The organism is Tabrizicola sp. (assembly GCF_041911175.1).
In the GTDB taxonomy this organism is placed as follows: Bacteria; Pseudomonadota; Alphaproteobacteria; order Rhodobacterales; family Rhodobacteraceae; genus Tabrizicola.
In genome coordinates this window covers 1-25,936 of sequence record NZ_JAYRPN010000038.1, presented here as the reverse complement: position 1 = coordinate 25,936, position 25,936 = coordinate 1, and the positions used below count along the sequence as shown (strand labels likewise).

The following is a 25,936-nucleotide window of genomic DNA, read 5'->3' as shown; positions in this document are numbered from 1 at the left end:
GCGCCGAAGGATGCCCGCAAAGCCTGGGCCACCATCGGCGCCACGCTGATCGAACTGCCCGAAACCTCAGGCCAGCTCGACCTGACCGCCGCCCTCCAGACCCTCGCCGCAAAAGGCCTCACCCGCATCCTCAGCGAGGGCGGCAGCACCCTCGCCGCCGCGCTCATCAAGGCCCGCCTCGTCGACGACCTCGCGCTCTTCTCCGGCGGCCTCCTCCTCGGCGCCGAGGGCCACCCCGCCCTCGGCCCCCTCGCCCTCACGGCCTTGGGCGACGCCCCCCGCCCCAGGCTTCAGGAAACCCACACCCTCGGCCCCGACACCTACAGCCTCTGGTCCCTCTGAGCTTTCATACTGGCCCAAATATCCCCGCCGGAGGCGCCTTCACCAGCTCCCCGTCGACGCCATGCTCGCCCAAGGCTCCGCCGGGGCCTTCGCCGCCCCCCGCTGCAAAAGCTCCACCGACACGTTGTCCGGCGAGCGCACGAAGGCCATCCGCCCGTCCCGCGGTGGCCGGTTGATCAGCACCCCGTTCTTCTGCAGGTTCGCGCAGGTCGCATAGATGTCGTCCACCTCATAGGCCAGATGCCCGAAATGCCGGCTGTCCGAGGGCAGGCCAGTGTCCCCGTCCCAGTTGTAGGTCAGCTCCACCGGGCACTCCTCCTGCCCAGGAGGCGCCATGAACACCAGCGTGAACCGCCCCCCCTCGTTGTCATAGCGCCGCACCTCCTTCAGGCCCAGCAGCCGGTAGAACGCCATCGACTTCTCCAGATCCTTCACCCGGACCATCGTGTGCAGATACCTGATGCCCATATCATCCTCCATTCATTCATCTAGCGGTATCACGCCCCGCAACCGCAAGCTATAGTCAGCCCCGACTCGTAACCGCAAGAGGCCCGCCATGCCCCTCACCCCCGAACAAGCCGCCGAGATCGAGGCCGCCCGGGCCACCCCCCGCCCCACTCTCCGCGCCGTCTCCGAGGGGATGGAGGCGCATCTCTACCGCGCCCATCCCGTTCTCGACCACGGCTTCATCCGCGTCATCGACTACATGGGCGACGACAGCGCCATCGTCCAGGCCGCCCGGGTATCCTACGGTGCAGGCACGAAACACGTCCAGAACGACGAGGGCCTGATCCGCTACCTGATGCGGCACTGGCACTCCACCCCGTTCGAGATGTGCGAGGTCAAGCTGCACGTCAAGCTGCCGGTCTTCGTCGCCCGCCAGTGGATCCGCCACCGCACCGCCAACGTCAACGAATACTCCGCCCGCTACTCGATCCTGGATCGGGAGTTCTACATCCCCGCCCCGGAGCAACTGGCCGCCCAGTCCACCGTCAACAACCAGGGCCGGGGCGAGGTCCTGCAAGGCGAAGAAGCCGCCCGCGTCCTCGAATTGCTCAAGTCCGACGCCAACCGCGCCTATGACCATTACGAGGCGATGCTGTCCCAGGACGGCCAGCAAGGCCTCGCCCGCGAACTGGCCCGCATGAACCTCCCCGCCAACATCTACACGCAATGGTACTGGAAGGTGGACCTGCACAACCTCTTCCACTTCCTGAGGCTGCGGGCCGACCCCCACGCCCAATACGAAATCCGCGTCTACGCCGAGGCCATCGCGGCCACCGTGAAGGACTGGGTGCCGTTGGCCTTCGCGGCGTTCGAGGACTACCGGATGGGGGGAGTAACCCTGTCGGCAAAGGCGATTGCGGTGCTGAAACGGCGGCTGACCGGGGAGACGGTGACGCAGGAGGCCTCGGGGATGAGCAAGGGCGAGTGGCGGGAGTTTGAGGGGGTTTGGGGGTGAGCATATTTAGTGTCTCTATTCCTCGTATTGATGGGACATCTACCAATCTTGATATTCGTTCTGGCGAGCTGATTTATGTGATTGGCCAAAATGGCATGGGCAAATCCACCCTATTGCAACACTTCAAGGCGCAACTTGGAAACCGTGCGCGCGCAATAATGGCACACCGACAAGTCTGGCTTGATTCCAATTCACTTCAGCTAACCGCAGCAAACAGAGCCAACCAAGAAAGCAACCTTCTTAGTCAAGAGGCACAAGGTACAGGACGAACAAGGGACACAACCTCCACATACAGAAATCAGGTAATGTTCTATGACTTAATTGATCTTACAAGTCGACTGCACGAAGATCTTTACAATGCCTTCAGGGCCGGAGACCACCCTCTCGCCGAAAAGATATCTAAGAAGCAATCGCCTTTTCAGTTAATTTCATCGATCCTACGCAGCTCCAACCTGCCTATTGAGATTACTGCAAAGAGCGGGGAATTGCTAGCATCAAAAGCCGGATCCGATCCATTTGGAATTTCCGAACTAAGCGATGGCGAGCGGAATGCACTATTGCTCGCGTCCTATGCAATTACACTCCCACCAGACGCAGTAATGTTACTGGATGAACCTGAGCGGCATTTACACAGGAGCATAGCAGCCCCGCTCATTTCAAAAGTTCTAGAGATAAGACCCGATTGTGCATTCGTTGTTGCAACTCATGAGATTGCCCTACCTGTTGACAACAGTGCAAGTCGAGTAATTCAGATTGAAGCCTATCTTCCAAACCCCAGCCGATGGGATTTTGATGAAATCACCCCTGAGAATCCTGTTCGGGAAGACATAGCCACGTCCATTCTTGGGATGAGACGCAAACTCCTCGTCGTGGAAGGAATCTCAAGCAGCCTTGACCTCCAAATATACCGAGCACTTTTTCCCAATGTTTCTGTAATCTCCAAGGAGACCTCAACAGAAGTGAAGAATACGGTTATTGGCGTCAATCAGTCCGCTGACCATCACCGATGCGTTGCAATTGGAGTTGTCGATGGTGACGGAATGGATGAGGGGCTGGCGAATAGTTTGCAGGAGAGACAGGTCTATCCCCTTGAATTTTATTCTGTGGAGTACTTGTACTACTGCAGAGAGGTATTTGATTGGGTATTGTTGAACCATGCACAGCATCACGGGATTGACATTGCTACAGCACAGTTGGCCTATCAAGGGCATATCCTTGCCGCAATGGCCGGTAATAGAGAGAGGATGGTTGCGCGCGCGTGTGAGTACGCAGCGAGACGCGAGGCATTGACGGGAATGCCCACGTGGAACGAGATTGCCGGAAAGGGCGTTTGGAGTCGCTCGGTAGACCTTGGAACAATGTTTGAACAGGAAGCGGAAAGATTTGATAACGCTGTTGCAGCACAAGATACAGAATTCTTCCTTTCTCGGTTTCCGTTTCGAGAGACTGATCTTCGAAACCTGATAGCAAAGGCTTGCGGTCTTACTGATCGCAGAAAGTATGAGAGTTTAGTCGTTAGTTTGACCACATACCATGGTCAATTGGCAGATCTGATTAGGTCCAAGCTCGGAAAAGTTCCAGGCGCCCTTATCTGATTTTGCAATAGCACCCGTAGGTCGACCCACGCCTCGCCCTACCACACCGCCCCACCCGCATCCCGGTGCCATGACGAAAACGGCCACTCCCGCGGATGCCCGACCAACCCGTGCTTCACCGGGTTGATCCAGCAATACCGGACATGCGCCGCGTAGTCCCGGTCATCCCGGATGTGATGCTCCCAGAACCGCTTCTGCCAGATCGGCGCTTCGTCCCGTAGGTCGGGGCGTGCCCCGACTCTTTCCTGATCCACCTCGTCAACCCGCCTCACACGTCCACCCCGCGCGCCGTATGGATTTTCACCCGTGGGAGTCGGGGCACGCCCCGACCTACGAAGCGCCATTGAGAACTGTCCCTTGATCTCCCTCCACCGCCCGGAATAATCGGCATCCCCCTCCGGCAAGGTCCAGACGCAATGCATGTGGTCCGGCAACACCACCCAGGCATCAATCCCGAACGGCCGTTTCGCCCGGGTCATCGCCACCGCCTGCCGCAACACCTCCACATGCCGCACCAGCGTATCCGCCCCCCGGTCCACCAGATTGACCGTGAAGAAAACGCAGGCACCGGGAACCCTGGGGCGGACGTAACCTGACATGGCGCCAGTCTGCCAAGGTCACGGTTAATGCGGCATTACCATGTGCCATTCGATCCCTTTGCAGGCCCGCGGCGGATATGTTACCACCCGGTAAACGCCCACAGGCAAGAACCTGACAGCAAACGGAAATCCGGAAATGTCCACCGTGGACAAGGAGCCCCCATGATCCTCTACGGCATCCCCACCTGCGACACCTGCAAGAAAGCCCTGAAGGCGCTGGAGCGGGCCGGGAAAGACGTCACCTTCCGCGACATCCGGGCCACCCCCCTCACCCAGCCCGAAGTCGACCGCATCGTGCAGGAATTCGGGTCGAAGGCGGTGAACCAGCAGTCCACCACCTACCGCGGTTTCAACGATTTCCTGAAAGCCTCCGACCCCGAGGCGCAGATCATGGCGCAGCCGACCGTGATGAAACGGCCGGTCATCCAGGACGGGGATCGCTGGTACCTGGGGTGGGACAGCGCGACCGAAGCCGCGCTGACCGACTAGCTCAAAGCAGGCGCAGGTCGCCGGCCGACTGCTTGCCATCGCGGCCCGACTGCAGTTCGTAGCCGATCTTCTGGTTGTCGCTCAGGCCTTTCAGCCCGGCACGCTCCACCGCCGAGATGTGGACGAACACGTCCTTGCCGCCGTCATCCGGCGCGATGAATCCATAGCCCTTGGTCGAATTGAACCACTTCACGGTGCCCGTCGGCATTCCGCTTCTCCTCTCAGAACCCCCCGAGGCGTCATTGCCGCGAGCCGTGCCACCAGGTCTTCCAGGGCTTCGTTCAGAGAGCCGGTCAGGAAAGCTGCGTCACTGCGGCGATGATGCCAAGGATTCGCCGAAAATCAAGCCGCAAGGCGAAAAGCCGCCCCGGTCGGCAACCGGGGCGCATGATTTGCAGGCGAAACCCGGGTCAGTTGGCGGGAGGAAGCGCCTCGAATCCGAAACCCGCGACCGCCTGGTCCAGGCTGATCGTCTCGGTCCGCGTCTCGCCCAGACGACGGACAGAGACCGTCCGGCCCTCGACCTCCTGCATGCCGATGGCCAGGATCACCGGAACCTTGCCCACCGAATGCTCGCGGACCTTGTAGTTGATCTTCTCGTTCCTGACATCCGCTTCGGCCCGGACGCCCGCCTTGCGCAAGCTTGCCACGACCTCATGCACAAACGGGTCGGCGTCCGAGACGATGGACGCCACCACCACCTGCCGCGGCGCCAGCCAGAACGGCAGCTTCCCGGCGTAGTTCTCCAGCAGGATGCCGATGAAGCGCTCGAACGACCCCAGAACCGCGCGGTGCAGCATGTAGGGCATGTGCTTTGCCCCGTCCTCACCGACATATTCCGCGCCCAAGCGATGCGGCAGCTGCGCATCGACCTGGAAGGTGCCGCACTGCCACTGCCGCCCGATGGCATCGGTCAGCTTGAAATCCAGCTTCGGCCCGTAGAAAGCCCCGTCGCCGGGGTTGATCTCATAGGCCAGACCCAAGCTGCGGATCGCGCCTTCCAAGGCACCTTCCACCTTGTCCCACTGCTCATCCGTGCCGATCCGCACTTCGGGCCGGGTGGACAGCTTGATGTCGAAACTATCGAAACCCAGATCCTTGTAGACGCTGGACAACAGCCGGATGAACCCGGCGCATTCGCTTTCGATCTGGTCTTCCGTGCAGAAGATATGCGCGTCGTCCTGCGTGAAGCCACGCACCCGCATCAGCCCGTGCATCGAGCCCGACGATTCATACCGATGGCAGGACCCGAACTCCGCCAGCCTGAGCGGCAGGTCGCGGTAGGACTTCAGACCCTGATTGAACACCTGCACATGGCAGGGGCAGTTCATCGGCTTCAGCGCATTGATCCGCTTTTCCTTGGCACCCTCTTCGTCCACCTCGACGATGAACATGTTCTCGCGGTAGGCTTCCCAGTGGCCGGACTTCTCCCACAACACCCGGTCCACCACCTGCGGCGTCTTGATCTCTTTATACCCTGCCTGCCGCAGACGGCCGCGCATGTAATCTTCCAGCTGGCGATAGATCGTCCAGCCGTTCGGGTGCCAGAAGACCATGCCCGGGGCTTCTTCCTGCAGGTGGAACAGCTCCATCTCGCGGCCAAGCTTGCGGTGGTCGCGCTTGGCGGCCTCCTCCAGCATCGTCAGATGCGCCTTCAACTCGTCGCGGTTGCGGAACGCCACGCCGTAGATGCGTTGCAGCATCGGGCGCGAGGCATCGCCCAGCCAGTAGGCCCCCGCCACATGCGTCAGCTTGAACGCATCGGCCGGCACCTGCCCCGTGTGTTGCAGATGCGGCCCCCGGCACAGGTCCTGCCAGTCGCCATGCCAGTACATCCGCAGGTCTTCGCCCTCGGGGATGCGGTCGATCAGCTCCAGCTTGAACGGTTCCTTGCGGCCCCGGTAGTATTCCACCGCCCGCGCCCGGTCCCAGACTTCCGTTTTCACCGGGTCGCGGGCGTTGATGATCTGCTTCATCCTGGCTTCGATCGCGCCCAGGTCTTCCGGCGTGAAGGGCTCTTCCCGGTCAAAGTCGTAGAACCAGCCGAAATCCCGCACCGGGCCGATGGTGACGCGCACGTCGGGCCACAACTCCTGCACCGCCCGCGCCATGATATGCGCCAGGTCATGCCGGATCAGCTCCAGTGCCGGGGCTTCGTCCTTCAGCGTGTTGAGGGAAATCGTCGCATCCGAGGGGATCGGCCAGGCCAGGTCCCAGTGCTTGCCGTTCACTTGCGCCGAGATCGCCGCCTTGGCCAGCGACGGCGCGATGGAGGCCGCCACTTCGGCAGGCGTCACCCCCGCGTCATAGACACGTTTGTTGCCGTCGGGAAATGTCAGGGAAATCTGGCTCATGGCCTGATCCTCGTCAGTTTGGCGCCTACGAAACGCCCGGTTGCGGGTTATGTCGGGCGGTTTCTGCCCCGCAGCAGGGCCGAAGTCAAGCCATGCGCGGTTCTTCGCCCGCGGGTTGCGACAACCCTGACGAAATGCCCCCCGCGTTGCTATCTTCATCGCATGACAACCTTCCTCACCACGCCGCAAGGCCGCCACATCGCCTATCACCAGACCCCCGGCAAAGGTCCGGGCGTGGTCTTCCTTGGCGGCTTCCGCTCCGACATGTCCGGCTCCAAGGCGCTGGCCCTGCAATCCTGGGCCGAGGCCACCGGACGCGCCTTCCTGCGCTTCGACTATTCCGGCCACGGCCAGTCGCACGGCGCCTTCGTCGACGGTGCGATCACCGATTGGCGCGAGGATGCCGCCGCCGTCATCGACGTCCTGACCGAAGGCCCACAAATCCTCGTCGGCTCGTCGATGGGCGGCTGGATCGCGCTGCTTCTCGCCCGCGAGATGGGCGCGCGCATCGCAGGCTTCATCGGCATCGCCGCTGCCCCCGACTTCACCGAACGGATGTGGGAGGCCGAGTTCACCCTCGCCGAACGCACCACGCTTTTGGAGGAGGGCGTCTTCCTGCGCCCCTCGGACTATTCCGACGACCCTTACCCGATCACCCTGCGCCTGATCGAGGACGGGCGGCAGAACCTGGTGATGCACGGCCCTCTACCGCTCCACATGCCGGTGCGCCTATTGCAGGGCAGCGCCGATACCGACGTGCCCCCGACCGTCGCCATCTCGCTCTTCCACCAGATCGCCAGCCCCGACCTGCGGCTGACCCTCGTCAAGGATGCCGACCACCGCTTCTCTACCCCGCCCTGCCTCGCGATGATCACCGAGGCCATCGAGGACGTGACCCGCGCGCGGGAGGCGCTTCCGGTCGAGGATCACCCCGGCTTGCAGGTTTCGAACATCCGCTGATGTGACCTTTTCGCCGATCCGGCCAGGATCAATCAGAATTCCGGGTTTGAGTTCACGGGGTTGTCGGCTACCTTTCATGGAAAAGAAAGACCGCCGCTTGCAGAAACCCTGCGCAGAAGGCCTGTGTCGTGAACGTACTCGTCCTTTCCGAACCCGCCGCCAATGAACCGCTGGTCCTGATCCCCGGCTTCATGGCCGATGCGCGCAGCTTCATGCCGCAACTGGCGCAGCTTGGCGCGGACCGTCCGGTCATCCTGCTGACCCCCGGTCTGGGCGACACGGTGGAAAAGATCGCCGCCGAGGTCGCGCCGCATCTGCCGCCGCGTTTCGCGCTTGTTGCGCACGGGCTGGGCGGCAACATCGCCATCGAAATCCTGCGGAAACGCCCCGAGGCTGTGACCCGCGTCGCGCTGATTGCGACCGATCCGTTGCCGGAATCCCCACAACTCGCGGCCGAGCAGGAGGCGCTGCTTGTCGCCGCCAAGACCGGCCATTTGCAGGCCTGCATGGCGCAGATGCTGCCGTTGACGGCGCTCCACGATGCGCCCTGGCGGGACGAGGTGATGGCGCTGGTGATGGACATGGCGGATAACCTCGGCCCCACCCAGTTCCGCCGTCATCTGCGCGTGCTGCAGCGCCGACCCGACCAGCAGAAGACGCTGCGCAAGGTGCATGTGCCGACGATGATCATCGCGGGCGAAAGCGACACGCTGGTCCCCCGCCGCCGCGCCGAGTTCCTGGCCGCGATGATGCCGCAGGGCTGCCTCGAGATCATCGCCGAGGCCGGCCACCTGCCGCAGCTGGAACAGCCCGAGGCGGTGACAAAGGTGCTGAAAACCTTCCTCGCGGGCCGCCTGCCGACGCTGATGCTGCGCCAGACCGCCAGGTCCGCCCTAACCCATTGAGGTATCCAAAAATCTTCTAGAAGATTTTCATGCACTGCGGGCGCAGGCTGACCATCCTACGCCGAGGCCAGTGCGATTTTCGCCTTCGGCTTGCCCGCCGCCTTGTCGATGAAGCTCAGCACCAGCGGGCGGATGTTCAACCGCCAGCTCTTGCCCGCGAAGATGCCGTAATGGCCTGCGCCGGGCTCAAGATGCTGGCCCTTCTTGTCCTCGGAAAGCCCCGTCAGCAGCTTCAGCGCCGCAACGCATTGACCCGGCGCGGAAATGTCGTCGTTCGCGCCCTCGACCGTCATCACCGCAACCTTGGTGATCGCCCCCATGTCGACCTTGCGACCGGCCACCACGAATTCGTTCCGCGCGATCTCGCGGTTCTTGAAGATGCGTTCGACGGTCGACAGGTAGAACTCTGCCGTCATGTCCATCACCGCCAGGTATTCGTCATAGAAGCGGTTATGCGCGTCGTGATCCGACGCTTCGCCGCGCGCGGCGCGCAGGATCTGCTCCGAGAACGCCTTGCCGTGACGTTCGGCATTCATCGCCATGAAGCTTTGCAGCTGCAGCAGCCCCGGATAGACCAGCCGCCCCGCGCCCTTGTATTTGTAGCCGACGCGCTGGATGGCGATGTGCTCCAGCTGCCCCATCGTGATCCGGCGCCCGAAGTCGGTGACTTCCGTCGCTGCCGCATCCGGGTCAACGGGCCCGCCGATCAGCACCAGCGATTTCGGCTGCGCTTCGGGGTCTTCCGCCGCCAGATAGGCCGTCGCCGCCAAGGTCAGCGGCGCGGGCTGGCAGATGGCGATCACATGGGTGTCCGGCCCCAGCGCCTTCATGAACTCGGCGAGGTAAAGCGTATAGTCCTCGACATCGAACTTGCCCGCGCTGACCGGAATGTCGCGGGCATTGTGCCAATCCGTCACGAAAACATCGGCATCGGGCAGGAGACTGGCCACGGTAGAGCGCAGGAGCGTCGCATAGTGCCCCGACATCGGCGCCACCAGCAGCACCTTCCGCGCCATCGGCGACCGGCGGCGCACGAAGAACTGCACCAGGTTGCCGAAGGGTTTCTCGACGACGTTCTTCACGTCGACCAGGTGGTCCTGTCCGTCGGGGCCCACGATCGACCGGATGCCCCAGTCGGGCTTGGCGACCATCCGGCTGAAGGTCCGCTCCGTCACCTCGCCCCAGGCGGCCATCAGCGGCAGCATCGGGTTCATCGACATGGCAAAGGCAGGATAACTCGCAAAGGCCCTGGCCGAGGCGCCCAGCCACTCATTCGTGTTGCGGGCGCTTTCCATCAGGTCGTAGGTGAACATATACTTCATCACGTCTCCTTGCCCCCGGCGGGCCGATGTCGCATCGCGGCGCAAGGCGGGCACAATGCTGCATAGCGGCGACGATAAGGGGGAATGATTAGCATGACAACAGAAGACCGCACCCCCGATACCAAAGTCCCGGGCGACGACCGGACCGAGCGTCTGAACGCAAACCTCGCCAGGGTCGAGGAATTGTCAAAGCGCCTGACCGCCGCCCTGACGCAGCGCCGCCAGGTCGACCCCTCGCTGCACGGCCCCGCGCCGGACGTCTACATGAAGGCCGCCGCCGCCTATTTCGCCGAGATGGTCTCGAACCCCGCCCGCGTGGTCGAGCATCAGGTCAACTACTGGGGCAAGACCCTGAAGCATTATGTCGAGGCGCAGCAGACCCTTGCGAAGGGCGAATTCAAGGCGCCCCCCGACCCGAACCCGAAGGACCGGCGCTTCCAGAACCCCCTGTGGGAAACGCATCCCTTCTTCAATTACCTCAAGCAGCAATACCAGATGAACGCCGAGGCGATCTCGACCGCCGTCGGCGACATGGAGACGCTGGCCCCGGAAGACCGCCGCCGGGTGGAGTATTTCACCAAGCAGATCGTCGACATGTTCAGCCCGACGAACTTCCTCGGCACCAACCCCGAGGCGCTGGAAAAGGCGGTCGAAACCGACGGCGAAAGCCTGGTGCAGGGGCTGGAGAACCTCGTCCGCGACATCGAGGCCAACCAGGGTGATCTTCTGGTGACGCTGGCCGACCGCGAGGCCTTCCACGTCGGCCAGAACATCGCCACCACGCCGGGCGAAGTGGTCTACCGCAACCGGATGCTGGAACTGATCCAGTACACGCCCACGACCGAAAAGGTCCACCAGACCCCGCTCCTGATCTTCCCGCCCTGGATCAACAAGTTCTACGTCATGGACCTCAAGCCCGCGAATTCGCTGATCAAGTGGATCGTCGACCAGGGCTTCACCCTCTTCGTCGTCTCCTGGGTCAACCCCGACGCCAGCTACGCCGGCACCGCGATGGACGACTACATCCGCGACGGCTTCCTGCGCGCGATGGCCGAGACCCGCCGCATCACCGGCGAGAAGCAGATCAACGCCGTCGGCTACTGCATCGCCGGAACCACCCTCGGCCTCACTCTCGCGCACCTGCAGAAAGCGGGCGACGAGACCGTCAAGACCGCCACCTTCTTCACCACCCTCACCGATTTCTCCGACCCCGGCGAGGTCGGCGTCTTCCTGAACAACGATTTCGTCGATGGCATCGAGCGCCAGACCGAACGCGACGGCATCCTCTCGCGCTTCTTCATGTCGCGCACCTTCTCCTTCCTGCGCTCGAACGACCTGATCTATACGCCCGCCATCAAGTCCTACATGCTGGGCGAGGCGCCCCCCGCCTTCGACCTCCTCTACTGGAACGGCGACGGCACCAACCTGCCCGCGAAGATGGCCGTCGAATACCTGCGCGGCCTCTGCCAGAACGACGGCTTCGCCAGGGGTGAGTTCCAGGTCTTCGGCCACCCCGTCAGCCTTGCCGACGTGAAACTCCCCGTCTGCGCCGTGGCTTGCGAGACCGACCACATCGCGCATTGGCGCGGCTCCTTCAACGGCATCAAGCAGATGGGATCGAAGGACAAGACCTTCCTCCTCTCGCAGTCCGGCCACATCGCCGGGATCATCAACCCGCCCACCAAGGACAAGTACGGCCACTACACCAACGACGCCCCCGTCGCCGGTGAGCCCGAGGCCTGGCTCAAGTCTGCCACATTCCACAAGGGCAGCTGGTGGCCGCGCTGGGGCGCCTGGCTGGCGCAGCACTCCGGCCCGATGATCCCCGCGCGGAAACCCGCCGATTCGCTGGCTCCCGCCCCCGGCACCTACGTCTCGGCCATCCCCGCCGCCTGAACTTTCCCGCCTTTCCGCAGGGTTACCCGGCGCAACTCCGGGTATTGCTGCATTGCAGAAAAAGACTTGAAATGCTGCACTGCAGCGCGTATATACCTCCCATCAGGAAACGGGCCGATCCTTCCCTCCCAGGCCCACATTGGAGAGTGACATGACCAAGACCCCGGACTACACCAAAGTCATGCAGGACATGATGGCCTCGTTCCCGGTTGACGCTTCGGCGTTCCAGAACGCGTTCAAGACCCAGGCCGCCTTCGCCGAGAAGTTCTCGAAAGTCGCCATCGAAGCCGCCGAGAAGTCGACCGAAATCTCGGCCAAGTGGACCAAGGACGCGCTGGCCAAGGTCGGCGAGATCGCCAAGGCCAAGGCCGAACCGGCCGACTACACCAAGTCGGTGACCGACTTCGCCTCGGCCGCTGCCGAGATGGCTGCCGAGAACCTGGCCGCCTTCGCCGAAGTCGCCAAGAAAGTGCAGATGGAAACCGTCGAGCTGATGCTGGCCGCGGGCAAGGACATCTCGGAAGATGCCACCGCCGCCGTCAAGAAAGCCACCGCGGACGTGACCTCGGTCGCCAAGAAAGCCGCTGCGGCTGCGAAGTAATTCGCAAGTCATTCGTAACGAGTTTCGTCCCCAAGGACGTTAGAGGCCCGGAGCATCCCTCCGGGCCTTGTTCTTTTCCGGCCCCCCTCCCATCCTGACGCAAAGAGGAGGCCGCAATGACCCTCACCATCTGGACCTATGACTGGGTGCCCCAGGGCCCGCGTGGCCATGTCCGTGACATCCGCCTCCGCTGGGCCTGCGAGGAAGCGGGCCTGCCCTACCGGATCCAGGCCCTCCGGTTCGAGGATCGCACCAGCCTCGACCACCTCGCCCGCCAGCCCTTCGCCCAGGTCCCGGCCCTGCAGGACGGCGAAATCCGGCTGTTCGAAAGCGGCGCCTGTCTGCTCCACCTCGCCGAAAAATCCGAAACCCTGATGCCTGCCGACCCGAAAGGCCGCGCCGAAACCCTGGAATGGCTGGTCGCCGGGCTGAATTCGGTCGAGATGGTTACCGTCCCCTGGTGGTTCATCGGCCTTTCGCACCCACCGGAAAACCCGCTGCACGGCTGGCTCGCCTCACGCCTGTCCCGGCTTGAGGCTGTCCTGTCGGCCCGCGACTGGCTTGCCGCCGGGCGCTTCACCGTGGCCGACCTCCTGATGGCCGACATCCTGCGCGTGAAGACGCTCCGCGCGGCACTCGCCCCCTATCCGGCGCTCGCCGCCTATACCGACCGCATCCTCGCCCGCCCGGCTTTCCTGAAGGCCCGGCAGGATCAGATGGACCACTTCGCCGCCGCCGATGCCGCACGGGCGACCTGATCCGCAGCCAACCCTTTCTTTTTGCAAAAGGCTCCCCTAGACTTCTCTGCAAGCGCGAAAATCCCTGGGGAGGGGACCATGGCCGATACCGACAAGCCGCTCCTGATCAAGCGTTACGCCAGCCGCAGGCTCTACAACACCGAAACCTCGGACTATGTCACGCTGGAAGACATCGCCGGCTTCATCCGCCAGGGCCGCGAGGTGCAGATCGTCGACCTCAAGACCGGCGATGACCTGACCCGGCAATACCTCCTGCAGATCGTTGCCGAGCACGAATCCAAGGGCGAAAGCGTGCTTCCCGTCGGCGTCCTGACCGACCTTGTCCGCAGCTATGCCACCGGAATGCAGGCGGTGATGCCGCAATTCCTCGCCTCCAGTTTCGAGATGCTGCGCGACAGCCAGGCCAAGATGATGGAGAACCTGTCCTCCTTCCCGAACCCGATGGCTGCCGTGCCGGGGTTCGAGGCCCTGCGCAAGCAGCAGGAAGCCTTCCTCAAGTCGATGATGGGCGGGATGCCTGGCTGGGGCGGTTCCGGCCCGGCGAAGGAAGAGGAAGCCACCTCCTCCGACGACATCGCCGACATCAAGAAGCAACTGGCCGAGTTGCAGAAGAAACTCTCCAAGCTCTGACGCGCCGAGGGTCCTGGTGCGCCGCGTCTCCCCCGCAAACCCCGTCCCGGGCCTGACCCGGGAGCCCGCCCCGGGCCTGACCCGGGGCCTCCGCGTGCTGACCCGCGCTGCACCCGATGCACCGGGCGCAATCACCCGCTCCAGGTCCTGAGCCGATGGCGGAGCCCGAAGGCCGCGTTACGCTCTGGGGGATCGAGGTCTTCGTCGCCGCCGCCGAGGAAGGCTCGATCTCTGCCGCCGCGCGCCGGTTGGGCGTCAGCCCTTCAGCCGTCAGCCAGCAGCTTTCCGCGCTGGAAACCGCCCTCGGCGCCTCGCTCCTCGACCGCGCCAGTCGCCCGGTACAGGTCACGCCCGCAGGCGCGATGTTCCGTCGCCATGCCCAGACCATCCTCAACGCCGCCTCCGAGGCCCGCGCCGAGCTGGCGATGGCCGACCTCTCCGGCCTCACCACCCTGCGCCTCGGCGTGATCGAGGATTTCGACAGCGACGTGACCCCGCGCCTCCTGTCCACCTTGGCGAAGGACCTCAAGGGCTGCCGGTTCCTCCTGGAAACCGGCGCCAGCCACCGGCTGATGGACCAGTTGGAGGCGCGCGCGCTCGACATCGTCATCGCCGCCGACGGCACCTCCGACGCCGCCCCCGAGGACTGGCGCGAGATCCACCCGATCCTCGCCGAACCCTTCGTCGCCGTCGCGCCCCCAGGGCAGCAGATCGAGGACCTGCCGCTCATCCTCTACACCGCCCGGCACCTGATGGGCCGCCAGATCGCCGCCCATCTGGCCCGCCACGGCCTCAAGCCCGCCCATCGCTTCGAGCTTGACAGCTACGCGGCGATCCTGGCGATGGTCGCGGGCGGCGAGGGCTGGACCATCCTCACCCCGCTCGCGCTGCACCAGGCCCGCGCCTTCCGCGCGCAGGTCGAGGTCCGCCCCCTGCCCTTCCCCGCGCTCTCCCGCACCCTCTCGCTCTCCGCCCGCGCCGGCATCCTGCACGGCATCCCGACCCAGATCGCCCAGCGCCTGAAACCCCTGATCGCCGAGGTCGTCATCGCCCCCGCCCTCACGGCCGCCCCCTGGCTCGCCCCGGCTCTCCGCGTGCTCTGACCCACGCCGGAAACGCGCCTCTACCTTTCGTTTTCCCAAGACCCTGCTCCGGCCAGCTGGTCGGGGAGCGTGTGAAGTTGCTCTTCCGGCTCTGTCAGAGCGACGCGGCCTGATAGATCGGGGTCAGGCTGCGGTTCCAGTCGCCGTGATACAGCGACAGCCATTTGTCCGCCTGCACCCGGCCGGTCCTGAGGCTTTCGACCAGCGGCAGGAGCTGCACCTCCTCGCCCAGGCCGCGTGCCACGAGGCCCGCGTGGGAAAGACCCACCGCTGCGCGGGCGAGGTCAAGAAGCTTCACGCCCCCGGCTTCGCCTTGCAGCGCCGCGACCGAGGCCTGGACGCGCAACCCCTCGCGGGTCTCGGCATCGAGGCCCTTCACCAGGTCCCAGGCGGCGTCGAGAGCGGTCTGGTCGTACATGAGGCCCACCCAGAACGCGGGCAGCGCCGCGATATGGGCCTGGTCGCCGCAATCGGCACCGCGCATCTCGATGAACTTCTTCGCCCGGGCCTCGGGGAAGACGGTGGTCATGTGGTCGGCCCAGTCCGAAAGCGTCGGCTTCTCGCCGGGCAGCGCGGGCAGTCTTCCGGCCAGGAAGTCGCGGAAGGATTGGCCGAGGGCGTTGATGTACTTGCCGTCGCGGTAGACGAAATACATCGGCACATCGAGCACCCAGTCGACGTAGGCCTGGAAGCCCATCCCCTGTTCGAAAACGAAGGGCAGCATCCCGGTGCGGCTGGCGTCGAGGCTGCGCCAGATGCGGCTGCGCCAGCTTTTGTGGCCGTTCAACTTGCCCTCGAAGAAGGGCGAGGAGGCGAAGAGCGCGGTGGCGACCGGCTGCAGGGCCAGGGCGACGCGCATCTTCTGCACGAAGTCGGCCTCGGAGCCGTAGTCGAGGTTCACCTGCACGGTGCAGGTGCGGTACATCATCTGCGTGCCGTGGGTGCCGACGCGGCCCATGTAGTCGGTCATCAGCCGGTAGCGGCCCTTGGGCATGACCGGCATCTGGTCATGGGTCCATTCGGGGGCGGCGCCGATGCCCATGAATTTCACCCCCATCGGGTCGGCGATGGAGCGGACCTCGTCGAGGTGGGTCTGCAGCTCGGCCCCGACTTCGACGGTCGAGATCAGGGGCGCGCCGGACAGCTCGAACTGGCCGCCGGGTTCCAGGCTGATGTTGGCCCCGTTCCGGGTCAGGCCGATCACGTTCTCGCCCTCGCGGAGGGGATGCCAGCCGTAGCGGGCTTCCAGCGCGGCGAAGATCGCGGAGATGGAGCGGTCGCCCGCATAGGGGAGCGGCTGGCGGGTGTCGGTCAGCCAGCCGAATTTCTCGTGCTCGGCCCCGATCCGCCAGTCGGCGGCGGGCTTGCAGCCGGACTCCATATAGGCGGCGAGCTGGTCGAAGCTTTCGATGGGTCCGCCGCCGGACTGTGGGATGGACATGAAGAGGCTCCGGGACTGCGCTGGTTCGGCTGGGGCCCGGTCTTCAAAACCGGACGCCAAGCGGTGTCAGGGGGCGGGGGGCAAGTCAAGGGGGCGCAATGGGGGTGGGCGGGCTGTCCACGGTGGACAGAAAATCCGACGCAATGATTTCAATGGGTTGCGCGCGGACATTATAGTTCTGTTAGGATTTGAACAGATGAATTGTCGCGTTTGCTGGCTCTTTGGCGAGCCCTCCGGTCTAAAAATTTTCGCGAAAATTTTTAGACCGGGACCACGCCTGCGCCTTTTCGCGCCCAGATCAGGCGGTCGACTTCTGCAAGCGCGATGACGCGGGCGTCGGAGGGCGGGGCGTCGGAGCCAAGGGCGGCGACGAGGGCGGCCATGTCGATGCCGGGGAGCGTGGCGAAGGCGTCGAACAGTGCCTCGGCCCCGTCGGATTCGACCGGGATGTGCAGAAGCTGGCCGTCGGCCTGTTTCAGCTTCCAGATCCGGCGGCCGCGGAGCGTCAGGAGGCGGATTTCGACAAGGTCGGGCAGGCCGACGAAGCCGCCGACACGCGGGCCGTAATAGGCGATCTGCGCCTCGGTGACGCGGACGATGCCGGGGGCCTCGCCGTCCTGCTGGAAGCGCAGGCGCCGCCAGGTGGTGAGCGCCCAGCCCGCGCCAGTTGCAAGGAGCGCAAGGCCGAGGGGAGTGAGGAGATAGCCGCCGCGCGTGGCGGTCCAGCCACCGAAAGCGGCAAGGGCGAGCGCCGCGAGAAGCTCGGCATTGCGGTGGAGGGCGGCACGGAGTTCGGGGCGGATCATGCGGCGATCCGGGTCGGGGTGGCGAGCAGGAAGAGGGTGAAATCCTGCGCACGCCGGAAGCCGATGGCCTGATAGGCACGGGCGGCGACGTCGGAGGCGGCGAAGAGGACGGCGCGGGTCGCGCCTTTGGCACGAGCCTCGGCCAGATGCAGGGCCACGGCGCGGCGGGCGTAGCCCCGACCCCGCAGCGGCGCCGGGGTGTAGACGCCGCCGATCTGCACCATTCCGGGCAGGGTCGCGTTGAAGCCGGTCAGCGCGACCGGGCGACCTTCGTGCAGAAGCAGGCGGTGGCTGTCCTGCGCCATGTAGCTGGCAATGTCGACTTCGGCCTTGGCGCGTGCCTCGGGGCCGAAGCTGCCGAGCACTTCGCCGATGTAGGTCTCGCGCCAGCCGGTGACGAGCGCCAGGTCTTCGGGAAGAAGCGGGCAGAGGGTGGTTTCGGAAAGGTCGGGAAGGATCAGGTCGGCGAGATCGAGGACGAAGCCGGGCTCGTCGCGGTTGGTGGCGGCGGGCAGGTCGGCAAGGCCGAGGGCGTCGATGACGGGGCGCGCCGAGGCGGCGGGACCGATGGCCCCGGCGATGGTCTGGCCGGTCAGGGCGGCGGCAAGGGGCGCAAGGTCGGGGGTGCCGTCGAGATAGGGCAGCAGGTTGCCCGCGCGGGTCAGGGCGATGACGCTGCGGTCCAGGAGCCAGATGCGCAGGGCATGGTCGTGGGGGCTGGCGAAATCGCCCTTCGTCAGGCCGTGCGCGCCAAGGTTGGCAAGGGGAAACATCGCCTGGTCGCGTTGCGCGGTCAGGAAGGCGTGAATCGCCGGAAGGTCTGCGGGCGTCGCGTCGCGGATCATCGCCAGTCCCCGCAGGAAGCCTGCCAGAGCGTCAGGGCGGCGACGGCGGCGGTGTCGGCACGCAGGATGCGGGGGCCGAGCGAGAGGGGGGTGACGTTGGGCCGGGCGCGCAGTTTCGCGGCCTCGTCGGCAGAGAAGCCGCCCTCGGGGCCGATCAGGATGGCGGCGGGGCCTAGGGCCGGGGAGAGGGTCGCGGGCTGGCCAATCGCGGTTTCGTCGCACCAGTAGAGGCGGCGGTCGTCGGGCCATCTGGACAGGAACTTGTCGAGGTGCTGGAGGTCGGCGACTTCGGGGACATAGGTCGCGCCGCATTGTTCGGCGGCTTCGGTGGCGTGGGCTTGCAGGCGGTCCTGCCGGATACGTTCGGAGTTGGTGTGGCGGGTCTGGACCGGAAGGATGCGGGCGGCGCCAAGCTCCACCGCCTTCTCGACGATGAAGTCGGTGCGGGCCTTCTTGATCGGGGCGAAGAGGAGCCAGAGGTCGGGGGGAAGGTGGAGGGGTTTCGTCCGGGCGTCGCAGATGGCGATGGCCCCGCGTTTGCTGGCCTCGGCCAGAGTGGCGCGCCATTCGCCGTCGCGGCCGTTGAAGAGGAGAATCGCCGCGCCCGCCGAAAGCCGCATGACGCCGGTCAGGTAATGCGCCTGGTCCGGCGACAGGCGCACGGCTTGCCCCGGGGCAAGGGGCTGATCTACATAGAGCCTGATCTTCGCATCCATGAGCACGAACCTATGAGCCAAGCGCCCGAATTGCCAGAGGCCGCCCCCGACGCGAAGGTCGTGGCGGGACAGGTGGCCGACGCGCCGAAGGCGAACTGGGTGGACCTCTATGCCCCCGCACCGGCACGGCCCTATCTGCGGCTGAGCCGGGCGGACCGGCCGATCGGGACCTGGCTGTTGCTGATCCCCTGCCTCTGGGCGATTGCGCTGGCGGGGGGCGCGGGCGGGTTCCGGGCCTGGGACCTGTGGCTGGCGCTGTCCTGCGGCGTGGGGGCGTTCCTGATGCGCGGGGCGGGCTGCACCTGGAACGACATCACCGACCGGGACATCGATGCGCAAGTGGCACGGACGCGGTCGCGGCCCCTGCCCTCGGGTCAGGTGACGGTGAGGGGGGCGCTGGTCTGGATGGCGGTGCAGGCCTTGATCGCCGCCTGCATCCTGTTCAGCTACAACTGGCTGGCGGTGGGGTTGGGGGTGGCGTCGCTGGCGCTGGTCGCGATCTATCCCTTCGCCAAGCGCTTCACCTGGTGGCCGCAGGTCTTCCTCGGGCTCGCGTTCAACTGGGGTGCGCTTCTGGCCTGGGCGGCCCACGCGGGAGAGGTGCCCCCGGCGGCGGTGGCACTGTATCTCGGCGGGATCGCCTGGACGCTCTACTACGACACGATCTATGCCCATCAGGACATCGAGGATGACGCGCTGATCGGGGTGAAGTCGACGGCGCGGCTCTTCGGCGCGCAAACCCGCGCGTGGCTTTGGGGGTTCTTCGCGCTGACGCTTGTCCTATTCGCGCTGGCCGTGGTGCTGGCCCATGCCGGGGCCGGGCGTCCGCTGGCCTTTGTCGTGGCGCTGGCCGGGGTCTGGGCGATGGGGCTGCACATGGGATGGCAGATGCGGCAACTGGACCTCGACGATCCGGCCTCGTGCCGGACGACCTTCTGGTCGAACCGGGATGCCGGGCTGATCCCCGTGCCGTTTCTTGCCGTCGCCGCATGGCTTGGTTGAACCCGGGCGCGTGAACCCCTAGGAAGCAGGGGGCGCGCTGCCGTGCCTGAGTCTTTCGGAACCCAATTGCTGCTGCCCCACCTTCGCAAGCTCAACTCGACCACCCTGGCGCTGCTGGCCTATGTGCTGGCGGCGGCGGTGATGTTTTCGGTCGCCTACGGGGCGGCGCTGGTCATCGAATCGCGGACCGAAAAGGTGGTCACCGCCCGGCTGGCCGATGCGGGGATCGGCTGGATCACCGTCACGACCGACGGATTGCAGGTGCGCCTGACCGGCACCGCCCCGCGCGAGGCGGACCGCTTCCGCGCGGTGAACATGGTGGGCGCGCTGGTCGACACCTCGCGCATCCGCGACAGGCTGGACGTGGCGCCGACCACCGGGATCGAGGCGCCGAAGTTCAGCGTGCAGATGCTGCGGACCGAGGACGGCATCCAGCTGATCGGGCTGATGCCCGAGAAGCCGGGGCCGGATGGCCTGGGCGAGGCGCAGCTGACCCAGGAAGCGGCGGACCTGGCGCCGGGGACCGACCTGCCTGACATGATCGAGACCGCCGACTATCCGGCGCCGGAGACCTGGAATGCAGCCCTTGCCTTCGGGCTGGAAGCGCTGCGGCGGCTGGAGCGGTCGAAAATCTCGGTCGCGGCGGACCTGGTCGAGGTGACGGCGATTTCCGACAGCGAGGCGGAGAAGCGCAAGCTGGAAGGCGAGTTGCGCGGCATTGCGCCCGAGGGGGTGCGGCTGGTGCTGGACATCTCGGCCCCGCGGCCGGTGATCACGCCGTTCACCATGCGCTTCGTGGTCGATGCCGACGGCGCGCGGTTCGACAGCTGCTCGGCCGATACCGAACGCGCGCGGGGCCAGATCCTGCGGGCGGCGGCGGCGGCAGGCGTCGAGGGGTCGCCGGTCTGCCAGGTGGGGCTTGGCACGCCGACGCCCCGCTGGGCGGAGGCAGTGGGCCTCGCGATTGCGGCGGTGAAGGAGCTGGGATCGGGGTCGATCACCTTCTCCGACGCCGATGTGACGCTGCTGGCCGGAAGCGACGTGCCGCAGGAGACCTTCGACAAGGTGGTTGGCGACCTGGAGACCGGGCTGCCGGATGTCTTCTCGCTGACCTCGACGCTGGAGAAGAAGGAAACCGCGACGCAAGGGCCGGCGGAGTTCACCGCGACTCTGGGCGAGGACAAGAAGCTGGAGCTGCGCGGGCGGCTGACCGACGAGATGCAGCGGCAGGCGGTCGACGCTTTCGCGCGTTCGGCCTTCGCCGGGGCGGACGTGCGCACCGCGACGCGGGTGGACGCGGCGCTGCCCGACGGCTGGCCGGTCAGGGTGCTGGCGGGACTGAAGGCCCTGGCGGAAGTCGACCACGGCAAGCTTCTGGTCCGGGCCGACCTGGTCGAGGTGACGGGCGTCACCGGGTCGAAGGAGGCACGGGGCAAGATCACCCAGATCCTGTCCGAAGGACTGGGACAGGGCCAGACCTTCAAGGTGAACGTGCGCTACGACGAGGCGCTGGACCCGATCGCCAGCCTGCCTACGCCCGAGGAGTGCGTGGCAAACGTGAACGCGGTGATCGCGCGGACCAAGATCACCTTCACGCCGTCCTCGGCCGAGATCGCCACCACGGCGCGGCCGGTGCTGGACGAGCTGGCGACGATCCTGACCAACTGCCCGCCGATGCAGATGGAGATCGGCGGCCATACCGACAGTCAGGGCTCCGAGGGCGGCAATCAGGCCTTGTCCCAGGCCCGGGCCGAGGCGGTGCTGCTGGCGCTGCAGGGTCGCCGGGTCGATGTCTCGGGCATGACCGCCGTGGGCTATGGCGAGGCGCGGCCCATCGCCGACAACAAGACCGAGGACGGCCGCGAGGCGAACCGGCGGATCGAATTCGTGCTGAAAGGCGCGCAGGCCGCTGCCGATGCGGGTGCCGAGGCGACAACCCCGGCGGCGGACGGCACCGGGGCCCCCGCTCCCAAAGATGTCGCGGCCCCGGATTTTTCCGGCGACACCAGCCCGTCGGTCGCGCCGACCGAGAAAACCCTGGCTCCGAAGCCCCGCCCCGAAGGCCTGAAGGCCGAGGAATAGCCCATGAACCGCACCGAATTCGTCGTCGCCACCGCCATCATCCTGCTGGTCGCCTTTGCGATGGGCTGGTTCACCCACTGGGTCCTGCACCGCTTCACAAGGGTCAAGGGCGGCGATATGGCCGAGATGGACAAGCTGGCGCAATCCTTGCACGAGGCGGAAGAGCTGCGTGACCAGGCCTTGGCCTATCTGGAACAGCGCGAGGCGGAACTGACCAATCACATCAGCCAGACCGAGGCGGAGCTGAAGGCGGCGATGGAGGGGCTGCGCGACGCAAGGCACGAGGCCGAGGAGATGCGCGCCTATATCGAGCGGATGCACGCCAACGGGTGAGGGCAGCGATTTCCCTTCGGAAATCGGTTCGGAAATCCGTCGATTTCCGGTCGCGCCCAAGTCCAGTCGCAGGAGTATTTGATCAAACGCTGGCCTGATCACTTCCGGAAAACTGGACATCTCGTCCCCCGCGTGGCAGGCCATTCTACAATCAATGGAGGCCCACCATGCTCGATTCCGTGACCGACCTCGCGTCGCTTCTGAAAGACCCCTCGCTTCTGGTGTTCAAGTCCTATGTCGCCGGGGAATGGATCGCCGCCGATGACGGCTCGACCTTCACCGTGACCAACCCGGCGCGCGGCGACGTGATCTGCGAACTGCCGAACCTTGGCCGGGCGGAAGCCGCCCGCGCGATCAAGGCTGCCCATGCCGCGCATCGCGAATGGGCCAAGCGCACCGGTAAGGAGCGGGCGCAGGTGCTGCGCAAGTGGTTCGACCTGTGCATGGCGAACCAGGACGACCTGGCGACGATCCTGACCGCCGAGATGGGCAAGCCGCTGGCCGAGGCCAAGGGCGAGATCGCCTATGGCTCGTCCTACATCGAGTTCTATGGCGAGGAAGCCAAGCGCACCTATGGCGACATCATCCCCGGCCACCAGCGCGACAAGCGCATCCATGTGCTGAAGCAGCCGATCGGCGTGGCCGCCTCGATCACGCCGTGGAATTTCCCCAACGCGATGATCGCGCGGAAGGTGGCGCCGGCCCTGGCGGCGGGCTGCGGTTTCGTCGCGCGTCCGGCGGCGGAGACTCCGCTTTCGGCGCTGGCGCTGGCGGTTCTGGCCGAGCGGGCCGGGGTTCCGGCGGGGCTCTTCTCGGTGATCACCTCGAAGCGGTCGTCGGACATCGGGAAAGAGTTCTGCGAGAACCCGCTGATCCGCAAGCTGACCTTCACCGGGTCGACCGAAGTCGGGCGCATCCTGTTGAAGCAGGCGGCGGACCAGGTTCTGAAGTGCAGCATGGAGCTGGGCGGCAACGCGCCCTTCATCGTCTTCGACGACGCCGATCTGGATCTGGCGGTGGAAGGGGCGATGATCTCGAAATTCCGCAACAACGGCCAGACCTGCGTCTGCGCCAACCGGATTTATGTGCAGGCCGGGGTCTATGACGCCTTTGCGAAGAAGCTGACGGCGGCGGTCGAGAAGCTGTCGATCGGCGACGGGCTGAAGGCGGGCGTCACGACGGGGCCGCTGATCAACGAAGCCGCGATGGACAAGGTCGAGGAGCATATCGCCGACGTGCTGGCCGGGGGCGGCAAGGTCGTCACCGGGGGCAAGCGGCACGAGCTGGGCGGGTCGTTCTTCCAGCCGACGGTGGTGACCGGGGTGAAGCCCGACATGAAGGTCGCCCAGGAGGAAACCTTCGGGCCGCTGGCGCCGCTGTTCAAGTTCGACACCGAGGAAGAGGTGATCGAGATGGCGAATGCGACGATCTTCGGCCTCGCGTCCTACTTCTACGCCCGCGACATCGGGCGGATCACCCGGGTGCAGGAAGCGCTGGAATACGGGATGGTGGGCGTGAACACCGGCCTCATCTCCAACGAGATGGCGCCCTTCGGCGGGGTCAAGCAGTCGGGTCTGGGGCGCGAGGGGTCGCGGCACGGGATCGACGACTACATGGAGCTGAAGTACGTCTGCCTGTCGGTCTGAGACGGGCGGCAGGGAACACAGGGGGCGGCTTTCGGGCCGCCCTTTTCTTATTGTGCATTTACGCAGCCCTTTGCCGCAGTCCGGGGCCTCTGGAAGCCCGACGGGTGATGCACTAGCTTTTCGGTTCAGGTTCAACGGATGCAAGGTTTCGCCCATGCCGAACGACTATACCCCGCCGAAAGTCTGGACATGGGAGCAGCCTTCGGGCGGCACCTTCGCAAGCATCAACCGCCCCGTCGCCGGGCCGACGCATGAAAAGGCGCTGCCGGTGGGCAAGCACCCCTTGCAGCTTTACTCGCTGGCGACGCCGAACGGGATCAAGGTGACGATCCTGCTGGAGGAGTTGCTGGAAGCGGGCCATGACGCGGAATACGACGCCTGGCTGATCGAGATCGGCAAGGGTGACCAGTTCGGCTCGGGTTTTGTCGAGGTGAACCCGAATTCCAAGATCCCGGCGCTGATGGATCACGGGGTGAAACCGGCGCAGCGGGTGTTCGAGAGCGCCTCGATCATGCTGTATCTGGCCGAGAAGTTCGGGGGCGCCTTTATCCCGAAGGACCCGTCGCAGCGGACCGAGATGTTCAGCTGGCTCTTCTGGCAGATGGGCTCGGCCCCCTTCGTCGGGGGCGGCTTCGGGCATTTCTACGCCTATGCGCCGGTGAAGATCGAATATGCGATCAACCGCTATGCGATGGAGACGAAGCGGCAGCTGGACGTGCTGGACCGGCATCTGGCGACGCATGACTGGATGGCGGGGGAATATTCGCTGGCCGACATGGCGATCTATGCCTGGTACGGCAGCCTGGTGCTGGGCCGGGCCTACAACGCGGCCGAGTTCCTGGATGCCGACAGCTACAGGAACGTGGTCGCCTGGGCGAAGCGGATCGAGGCGCGGCCGGGGGTGATCCGGGGCCGCAAGGTCAACCGCACCTGGGGCGAGGCCTGGGAGCAGCTGCCCGAACGCCATTCGGCGGCGGATTTCGACGCGCTGCCGAAAGCACCCGTGTAAGCGTTCCCCGGGGAGCGCCTGTCGCAACCCGCTGATCTGCAACGTGTTATCCCATAGCAGCGCCGCGCTTTCCCCTAGCGCGGCGCTGATTTTGCCTAGCGTGGCCAGGATGCCCATAACCAGTGGCATCGAACCCGAGCTGCTTCGGGAAACCACGAAAGGACATGACATGCTGCTCTCTGTCACGAAAGCGAAGACCACCCTGATCGCCGGCCTGACCGCGCTTTCCATCGCCGCTGTTCCCGCCACCCCGGCGCTGGCCTGGGGCGACAAGGAACAGGGCTTCGTCGCCGGGGTCGCCACGGCGGTGATCGTCGACGAGCTGCTGAAGAACAACCGCAAGGCCCGGCTTTACGACCGCGGCTATACCGCCGGTCCGACCTATGTCGAGCCGCGCCCGGTCTACAGCGAGCCGGTCCGCACCAGCTCGATCTACGCCACCCCGGCGGCGCGGGCGTTCCAGAGCTATTCGCTGAGCGAGCGCAAGGCGATCCAGCGCAACCTGCGCGCCTATGGCTATTATCGCGGCGGGATCGACGGGTCGTTCGGGCCCGGCACCTACAATGCCGTGGCCGCCTATGCCCGCGACGAAGGCCAGAGCATCAGGTCGAACGCCGCCGCCTATGGCGTCTACGACGGGCTGCTCTACTGACCGCTTCCCCTTGGTCGGCAAGACTCACAAACCCGTCGTCCCCGGCCCGGCACCCGTCCGGGCCGGGGATCTTTTTGTCCGGGGCAAGGATTTCCGCGCCCGGCCCAAGGCCCGATCCAAGGATTGCCCTTCCACGCGCGTCCCAGATAACGTGATGCTGATGGACACGCCCGACGAGATGCTGGCAATGGCTGCGGCCCAGGGCGACCGGGCGGCCTTTGCCGTGCTGGTCGGGCGGCACTACGACCGCATTCATGGCCTCGCCTGGCGGCTGACGGGCGTGAAGGCGGAAGCCGAGGACCTGACCCAGGACGTCTGCGCGGCGCTGCCGTCGAAGTTGCGGAACTGGCGCGGCGAGGCGGGGTTCACCACCTGGCTGTACCGCGTG

The 25,936-nt window shown here is 65.5% G+C and carries 27 protein-coding genes; 18 read left to right on the top strand and 9 right to left on the bottom strand.

What is annotated here, in order from left to right:
• The coding region (locus tag ACE3P6_RS04815; RefSeq protein ID WP_374392129.1) for a RibD family protein at positions 1-342 on the top strand (342 nt) is incomplete at its 5' end.
• 39 nt (positions 343-381) lie between these two features.
• On the opposite strand, the gene ACE3P6_RS04810 is transcribed toward ACE3P6_RS04815, so the two are convergent.
• Entirely contained in the window at positions 382-810 is a 429-nt protein-coding gene (locus tag ACE3P6_RS04810) for a VOC family protein (protein ID WP_374392138.1), read from the bottom strand.
• 88 nt (positions 811-898) lie between these two features.
• On the opposite strand from ACE3P6_RS04810, the gene thyX reads away from it, so the two are divergent.
• The gene (gene thyX, locus ACE3P6_RS04805; protein ID WP_374392127.1) at positions 899-1,804 is read left to right on the top strand and encodes an FAD-dependent thymidylate synthase; all 906 of its coding nucleotides are present in this window, start codon (positions 899-901) and stop codon (positions 1,802-1,804) included.
• Positions 1,801-3,399 carry an AAA family ATPase gene (locus tag ACE3P6_RS04800; protein ID WP_374392125.1) on the top strand — a complete coding sequence of 533 codons (1,599 nt, stop codon included), beginning with the start codon at positions 1,801-1,803 and terminating at the stop codon, positions 3,397-3,399. The genes thyX and ACE3P6_RS04800 overlap by 4 nt, the downstream gene beginning before the upstream one ends.
• 38 nt (positions 3,400-3,437) lie before the next feature.
• On the opposite strand, the gene ACE3P6_RS04795 is transcribed toward ACE3P6_RS04800, so the two are convergent.
• Entirely contained in the window at positions 3,438-3,998 is a 561-nt protein-coding gene (locus tag ACE3P6_RS04795; RefSeq protein ID WP_374392122.1) for a transposase, read from the bottom strand.
• A gap of 162 nt (positions 3,999-4,160) precedes the next feature.
• On the opposite strand from ACE3P6_RS04795, the gene ACE3P6_RS04790 reads away from it, so the two are divergent.
• On the top strand, positions 4,161-4,487 hold the full coding sequence (locus ACE3P6_RS04790) for an arsenate reductase family protein (protein ID WP_374392119.1): 327 nt from the start codon (positions 4,161-4,163) through the stop codon (positions 4,485-4,487).
• 1 nt (position 4,488) lies between these two features.
• Here ACE3P6_RS04790 and ACE3P6_RS04785 read toward each other — a convergent pair whose 3' ends face one another.
• Both ACE3P6_RS04785 and thrS read right to left on the bottom strand, forming a co-directional pair.
• Positions 4,489-4,695: a cold-shock protein gene (locus tag ACE3P6_RS04785; protein ID WP_128514143.1), complete on the bottom strand. Its 207-nt coding sequence runs from the start codon at positions 4,693-4,695 to the stop codon at positions 4,489-4,491.
• A 202-nt stretch (positions 4,696-4,897) separates the two neighbouring features.
• Positions 4,898-6,841, bottom strand: a complete 1,944-nt coding sequence (gene thrS, locus ACE3P6_RS04780) for a threonine--tRNA ligase (RefSeq protein WP_374392116.1) — start codon at positions 6,839-6,841, stop codon at positions 4,898-4,900.
• A 162-nt stretch (positions 6,842-7,003) separates the two neighbouring features.
• Here thrS and ACE3P6_RS04775 point away from each other — a divergent pair, with 162 nt between their 5' ends.
• Positions 7,004-7,801, top strand: coding sequence for an alpha/beta hydrolase (locus ACE3P6_RS04775; RefSeq protein WP_374392113.1), 798 nt, complete (start codon positions 7,004-7,006; stop codon positions 7,799-7,801).
• A 128-nt stretch (positions 7,802-7,929) separates the two neighbouring features.
• Entirely contained in the window at positions 7,930-8,706 is a 777-nt protein-coding gene (locus ACE3P6_RS04770) for an alpha/beta fold hydrolase (protein WP_374392110.1), read from the top strand.
• 56 nt (positions 8,707-8,762) lie between these two features.
• On the opposite strand, the gene phaZ is transcribed toward ACE3P6_RS04770, so the two are convergent.
• On the bottom strand, positions 8,763-10,028 hold the full coding sequence (gene phaZ, locus ACE3P6_RS04765; RefSeq protein WP_374392107.1) for a polyhydroxyalkanoate depolymerase: 1,266 nt from the start codon (positions 10,026-10,028) through the stop codon (positions 8,763-8,765).
• Between the two features lie 93 nt (positions 10,029-10,121).
• On the opposite strand from phaZ, the gene ACE3P6_RS04760 reads away from it, so the two are divergent.
• The 5 genes from ACE3P6_RS04760 to ACE3P6_RS04740 all read left to right on the top strand — a co-directional run bounded on the left by ACE3P6_RS04760 (position 10,122) and on the right by ACE3P6_RS04740 (position 15,016).
• Positions 10,122-11,924, top strand: a complete 1,803-nt coding sequence (locus tag ACE3P6_RS04760) for a PHA/PHB synthase family protein (RefSeq protein ID WP_374392105.1) — start codon at positions 10,122-10,124, stop codon at positions 11,922-11,924.
• A 151-nt stretch (positions 11,925-12,075) separates the two neighbouring features.
• Positions 12,076-12,525 carry a Phasin gene (locus tag ACE3P6_RS04755; protein ID WP_333815283.1) on the top strand — a complete coding sequence of 150 codons (450 nt, stop codon included), beginning with the start codon at positions 12,076-12,078 and terminating at the stop codon, positions 12,523-12,525.
• A gap of 116 nt (positions 12,526-12,641) precedes the next feature.
• Positions 12,642-13,283 (top strand): glutathione S-transferase family protein, encoded by a 642-nt coding sequence (locus tag ACE3P6_RS04750; RefSeq protein ID WP_374392102.1) that lies wholly within the window; start codon positions 12,642-12,644, stop codon positions 13,281-13,283.
• Positions 13,284-13,361: 78 nt separating this feature from the next.
• A complete protein-coding gene (gene phaR / locus ACE3P6_RS04745) occupies positions 13,362-13,913 on the top strand; it encodes a polyhydroxyalkanoate synthesis repressor PhaR (protein WP_374392099.1) in 552 nt (183 codons plus the stop codon).
• Between the two features lie 155 nt (positions 13,914-14,068).
• Entirely contained in the window at positions 14,069-15,016 is a 948-nt protein-coding gene (locus ACE3P6_RS04740; protein WP_374376036.1) for a LysR family transcriptional regulator, read from the top strand.
• A gap of 94 nt (positions 15,017-15,110) precedes the next feature.
• Here the strand turns inward: ACE3P6_RS04740 and ACE3P6_RS04735 are convergent, their stop codons facing one another.
• From ACE3P6_RS04735 to ACE3P6_RS04720, 4 genes are all read right to left on the bottom strand, one after another.
• Complete coding sequence (locus tag ACE3P6_RS04735; protein ID WP_374392097.1) at positions 15,111-16,457, bottom strand: glutamate--cysteine ligase; 1,347 nt, start codon at positions 16,455-16,457, stop codon at positions 15,111-15,113.
• 260 nt (positions 16,458-16,717) lie between these two features.
• Entirely contained in the window at positions 16,718-17,263 is a 546-nt protein-coding gene (locus ACE3P6_RS04730) for a hypothetical protein (RefSeq protein WP_374392095.1), read from the bottom strand.
• The gene (locus ACE3P6_RS04725) at positions 17,260-18,108 is read right to left on the bottom strand and encodes a GNAT family N-acetyltransferase (RefSeq protein ID WP_374392093.1); all 849 of its coding nucleotides are present in this window, start codon (positions 18,106-18,108) and stop codon (positions 17,260-17,262) included. Before ACE3P6_RS04725 ends, ACE3P6_RS04730 begins: the two co-directional genes overlap by 4 nt.
• On the bottom strand, positions 18,105-18,824 hold the full coding sequence (locus ACE3P6_RS04720; protein WP_374392135.1) for a 16S rRNA (uracil(1498)-N(3))-methyltransferase: 720 nt from the start codon (positions 18,822-18,824) through the stop codon (positions 18,105-18,107). The genes ACE3P6_RS04725 and ACE3P6_RS04720 overlap by 4 nt, the downstream gene beginning before the upstream one ends.
• Positions 18,825-18,836: 12 nt before the next feature.
• On the opposite strand from ACE3P6_RS04720, the gene ubiA reads away from it, so the two are divergent.
• From ubiA to ACE3P6_RS04685, 7 genes are all read left to right on the top strand, one after another.
• The gene (gene ubiA / locus ACE3P6_RS04715) at positions 18,837-19,826 is read left to right on the top strand and encodes a 4-hydroxybenzoate octaprenyltransferase (protein ID WP_374392091.1); all 990 of its coding nucleotides are present in this window, start codon (positions 18,837-18,839) and stop codon (positions 19,824-19,826) included.
• Between the two features lie 66 nt (positions 19,827-19,892).
• Positions 19,893-21,908 (top strand): OmpA family protein, encoded by a 2,016-nt coding sequence (locus ACE3P6_RS04710; protein WP_374392089.1) that lies wholly within the window; start codon positions 19,893-19,895, stop codon positions 21,906-21,908.
• Between the two features lie 3 nt (positions 21,909-21,911).
• Positions 21,912-22,241 carry a hypothetical protein gene (locus tag ACE3P6_RS04705; RefSeq protein ID WP_374392087.1) on the top strand — a complete coding sequence of 110 codons (330 nt, stop codon included), beginning with the start codon at positions 21,912-21,914 and terminating at the stop codon, positions 22,239-22,241.
• 167 nt (positions 22,242-22,408) lie between these two features.
• On the top strand, positions 22,409-23,887 hold the full coding sequence (locus ACE3P6_RS04700; RefSeq protein WP_374392084.1) for an NAD-dependent succinate-semialdehyde dehydrogenase: 1,479 nt from the start codon (positions 22,409-22,411) through the stop codon (positions 23,885-23,887).
• A 154-nt stretch (positions 23,888-24,041) separates the two neighbouring features.
• The gene (gene yghU / locus ACE3P6_RS04695) at positions 24,042-24,896 is read left to right on the top strand and encodes a glutathione-dependent disulfide-bond oxidoreductase (protein ID WP_374392082.1); all 855 of its coding nucleotides are present in this window, start codon (positions 24,042-24,044) and stop codon (positions 24,894-24,896) included.
• A 169-nt stretch (positions 24,897-25,065) separates the two neighbouring features.
• A complete protein-coding gene (locus ACE3P6_RS04690) occupies positions 25,066-25,548 on the top strand; it encodes a peptidoglycan-binding protein (RefSeq protein WP_374392079.1) in 483 nt (160 codons plus the stop codon).
• Between the two features lie 160 nt (positions 25,549-25,708).
• On the top strand, positions 25,709-25,936 hold a 228-nt coding region (locus ACE3P6_RS04685; protein WP_374392132.1), incomplete at its 3' end, for an RNA polymerase sigma factor.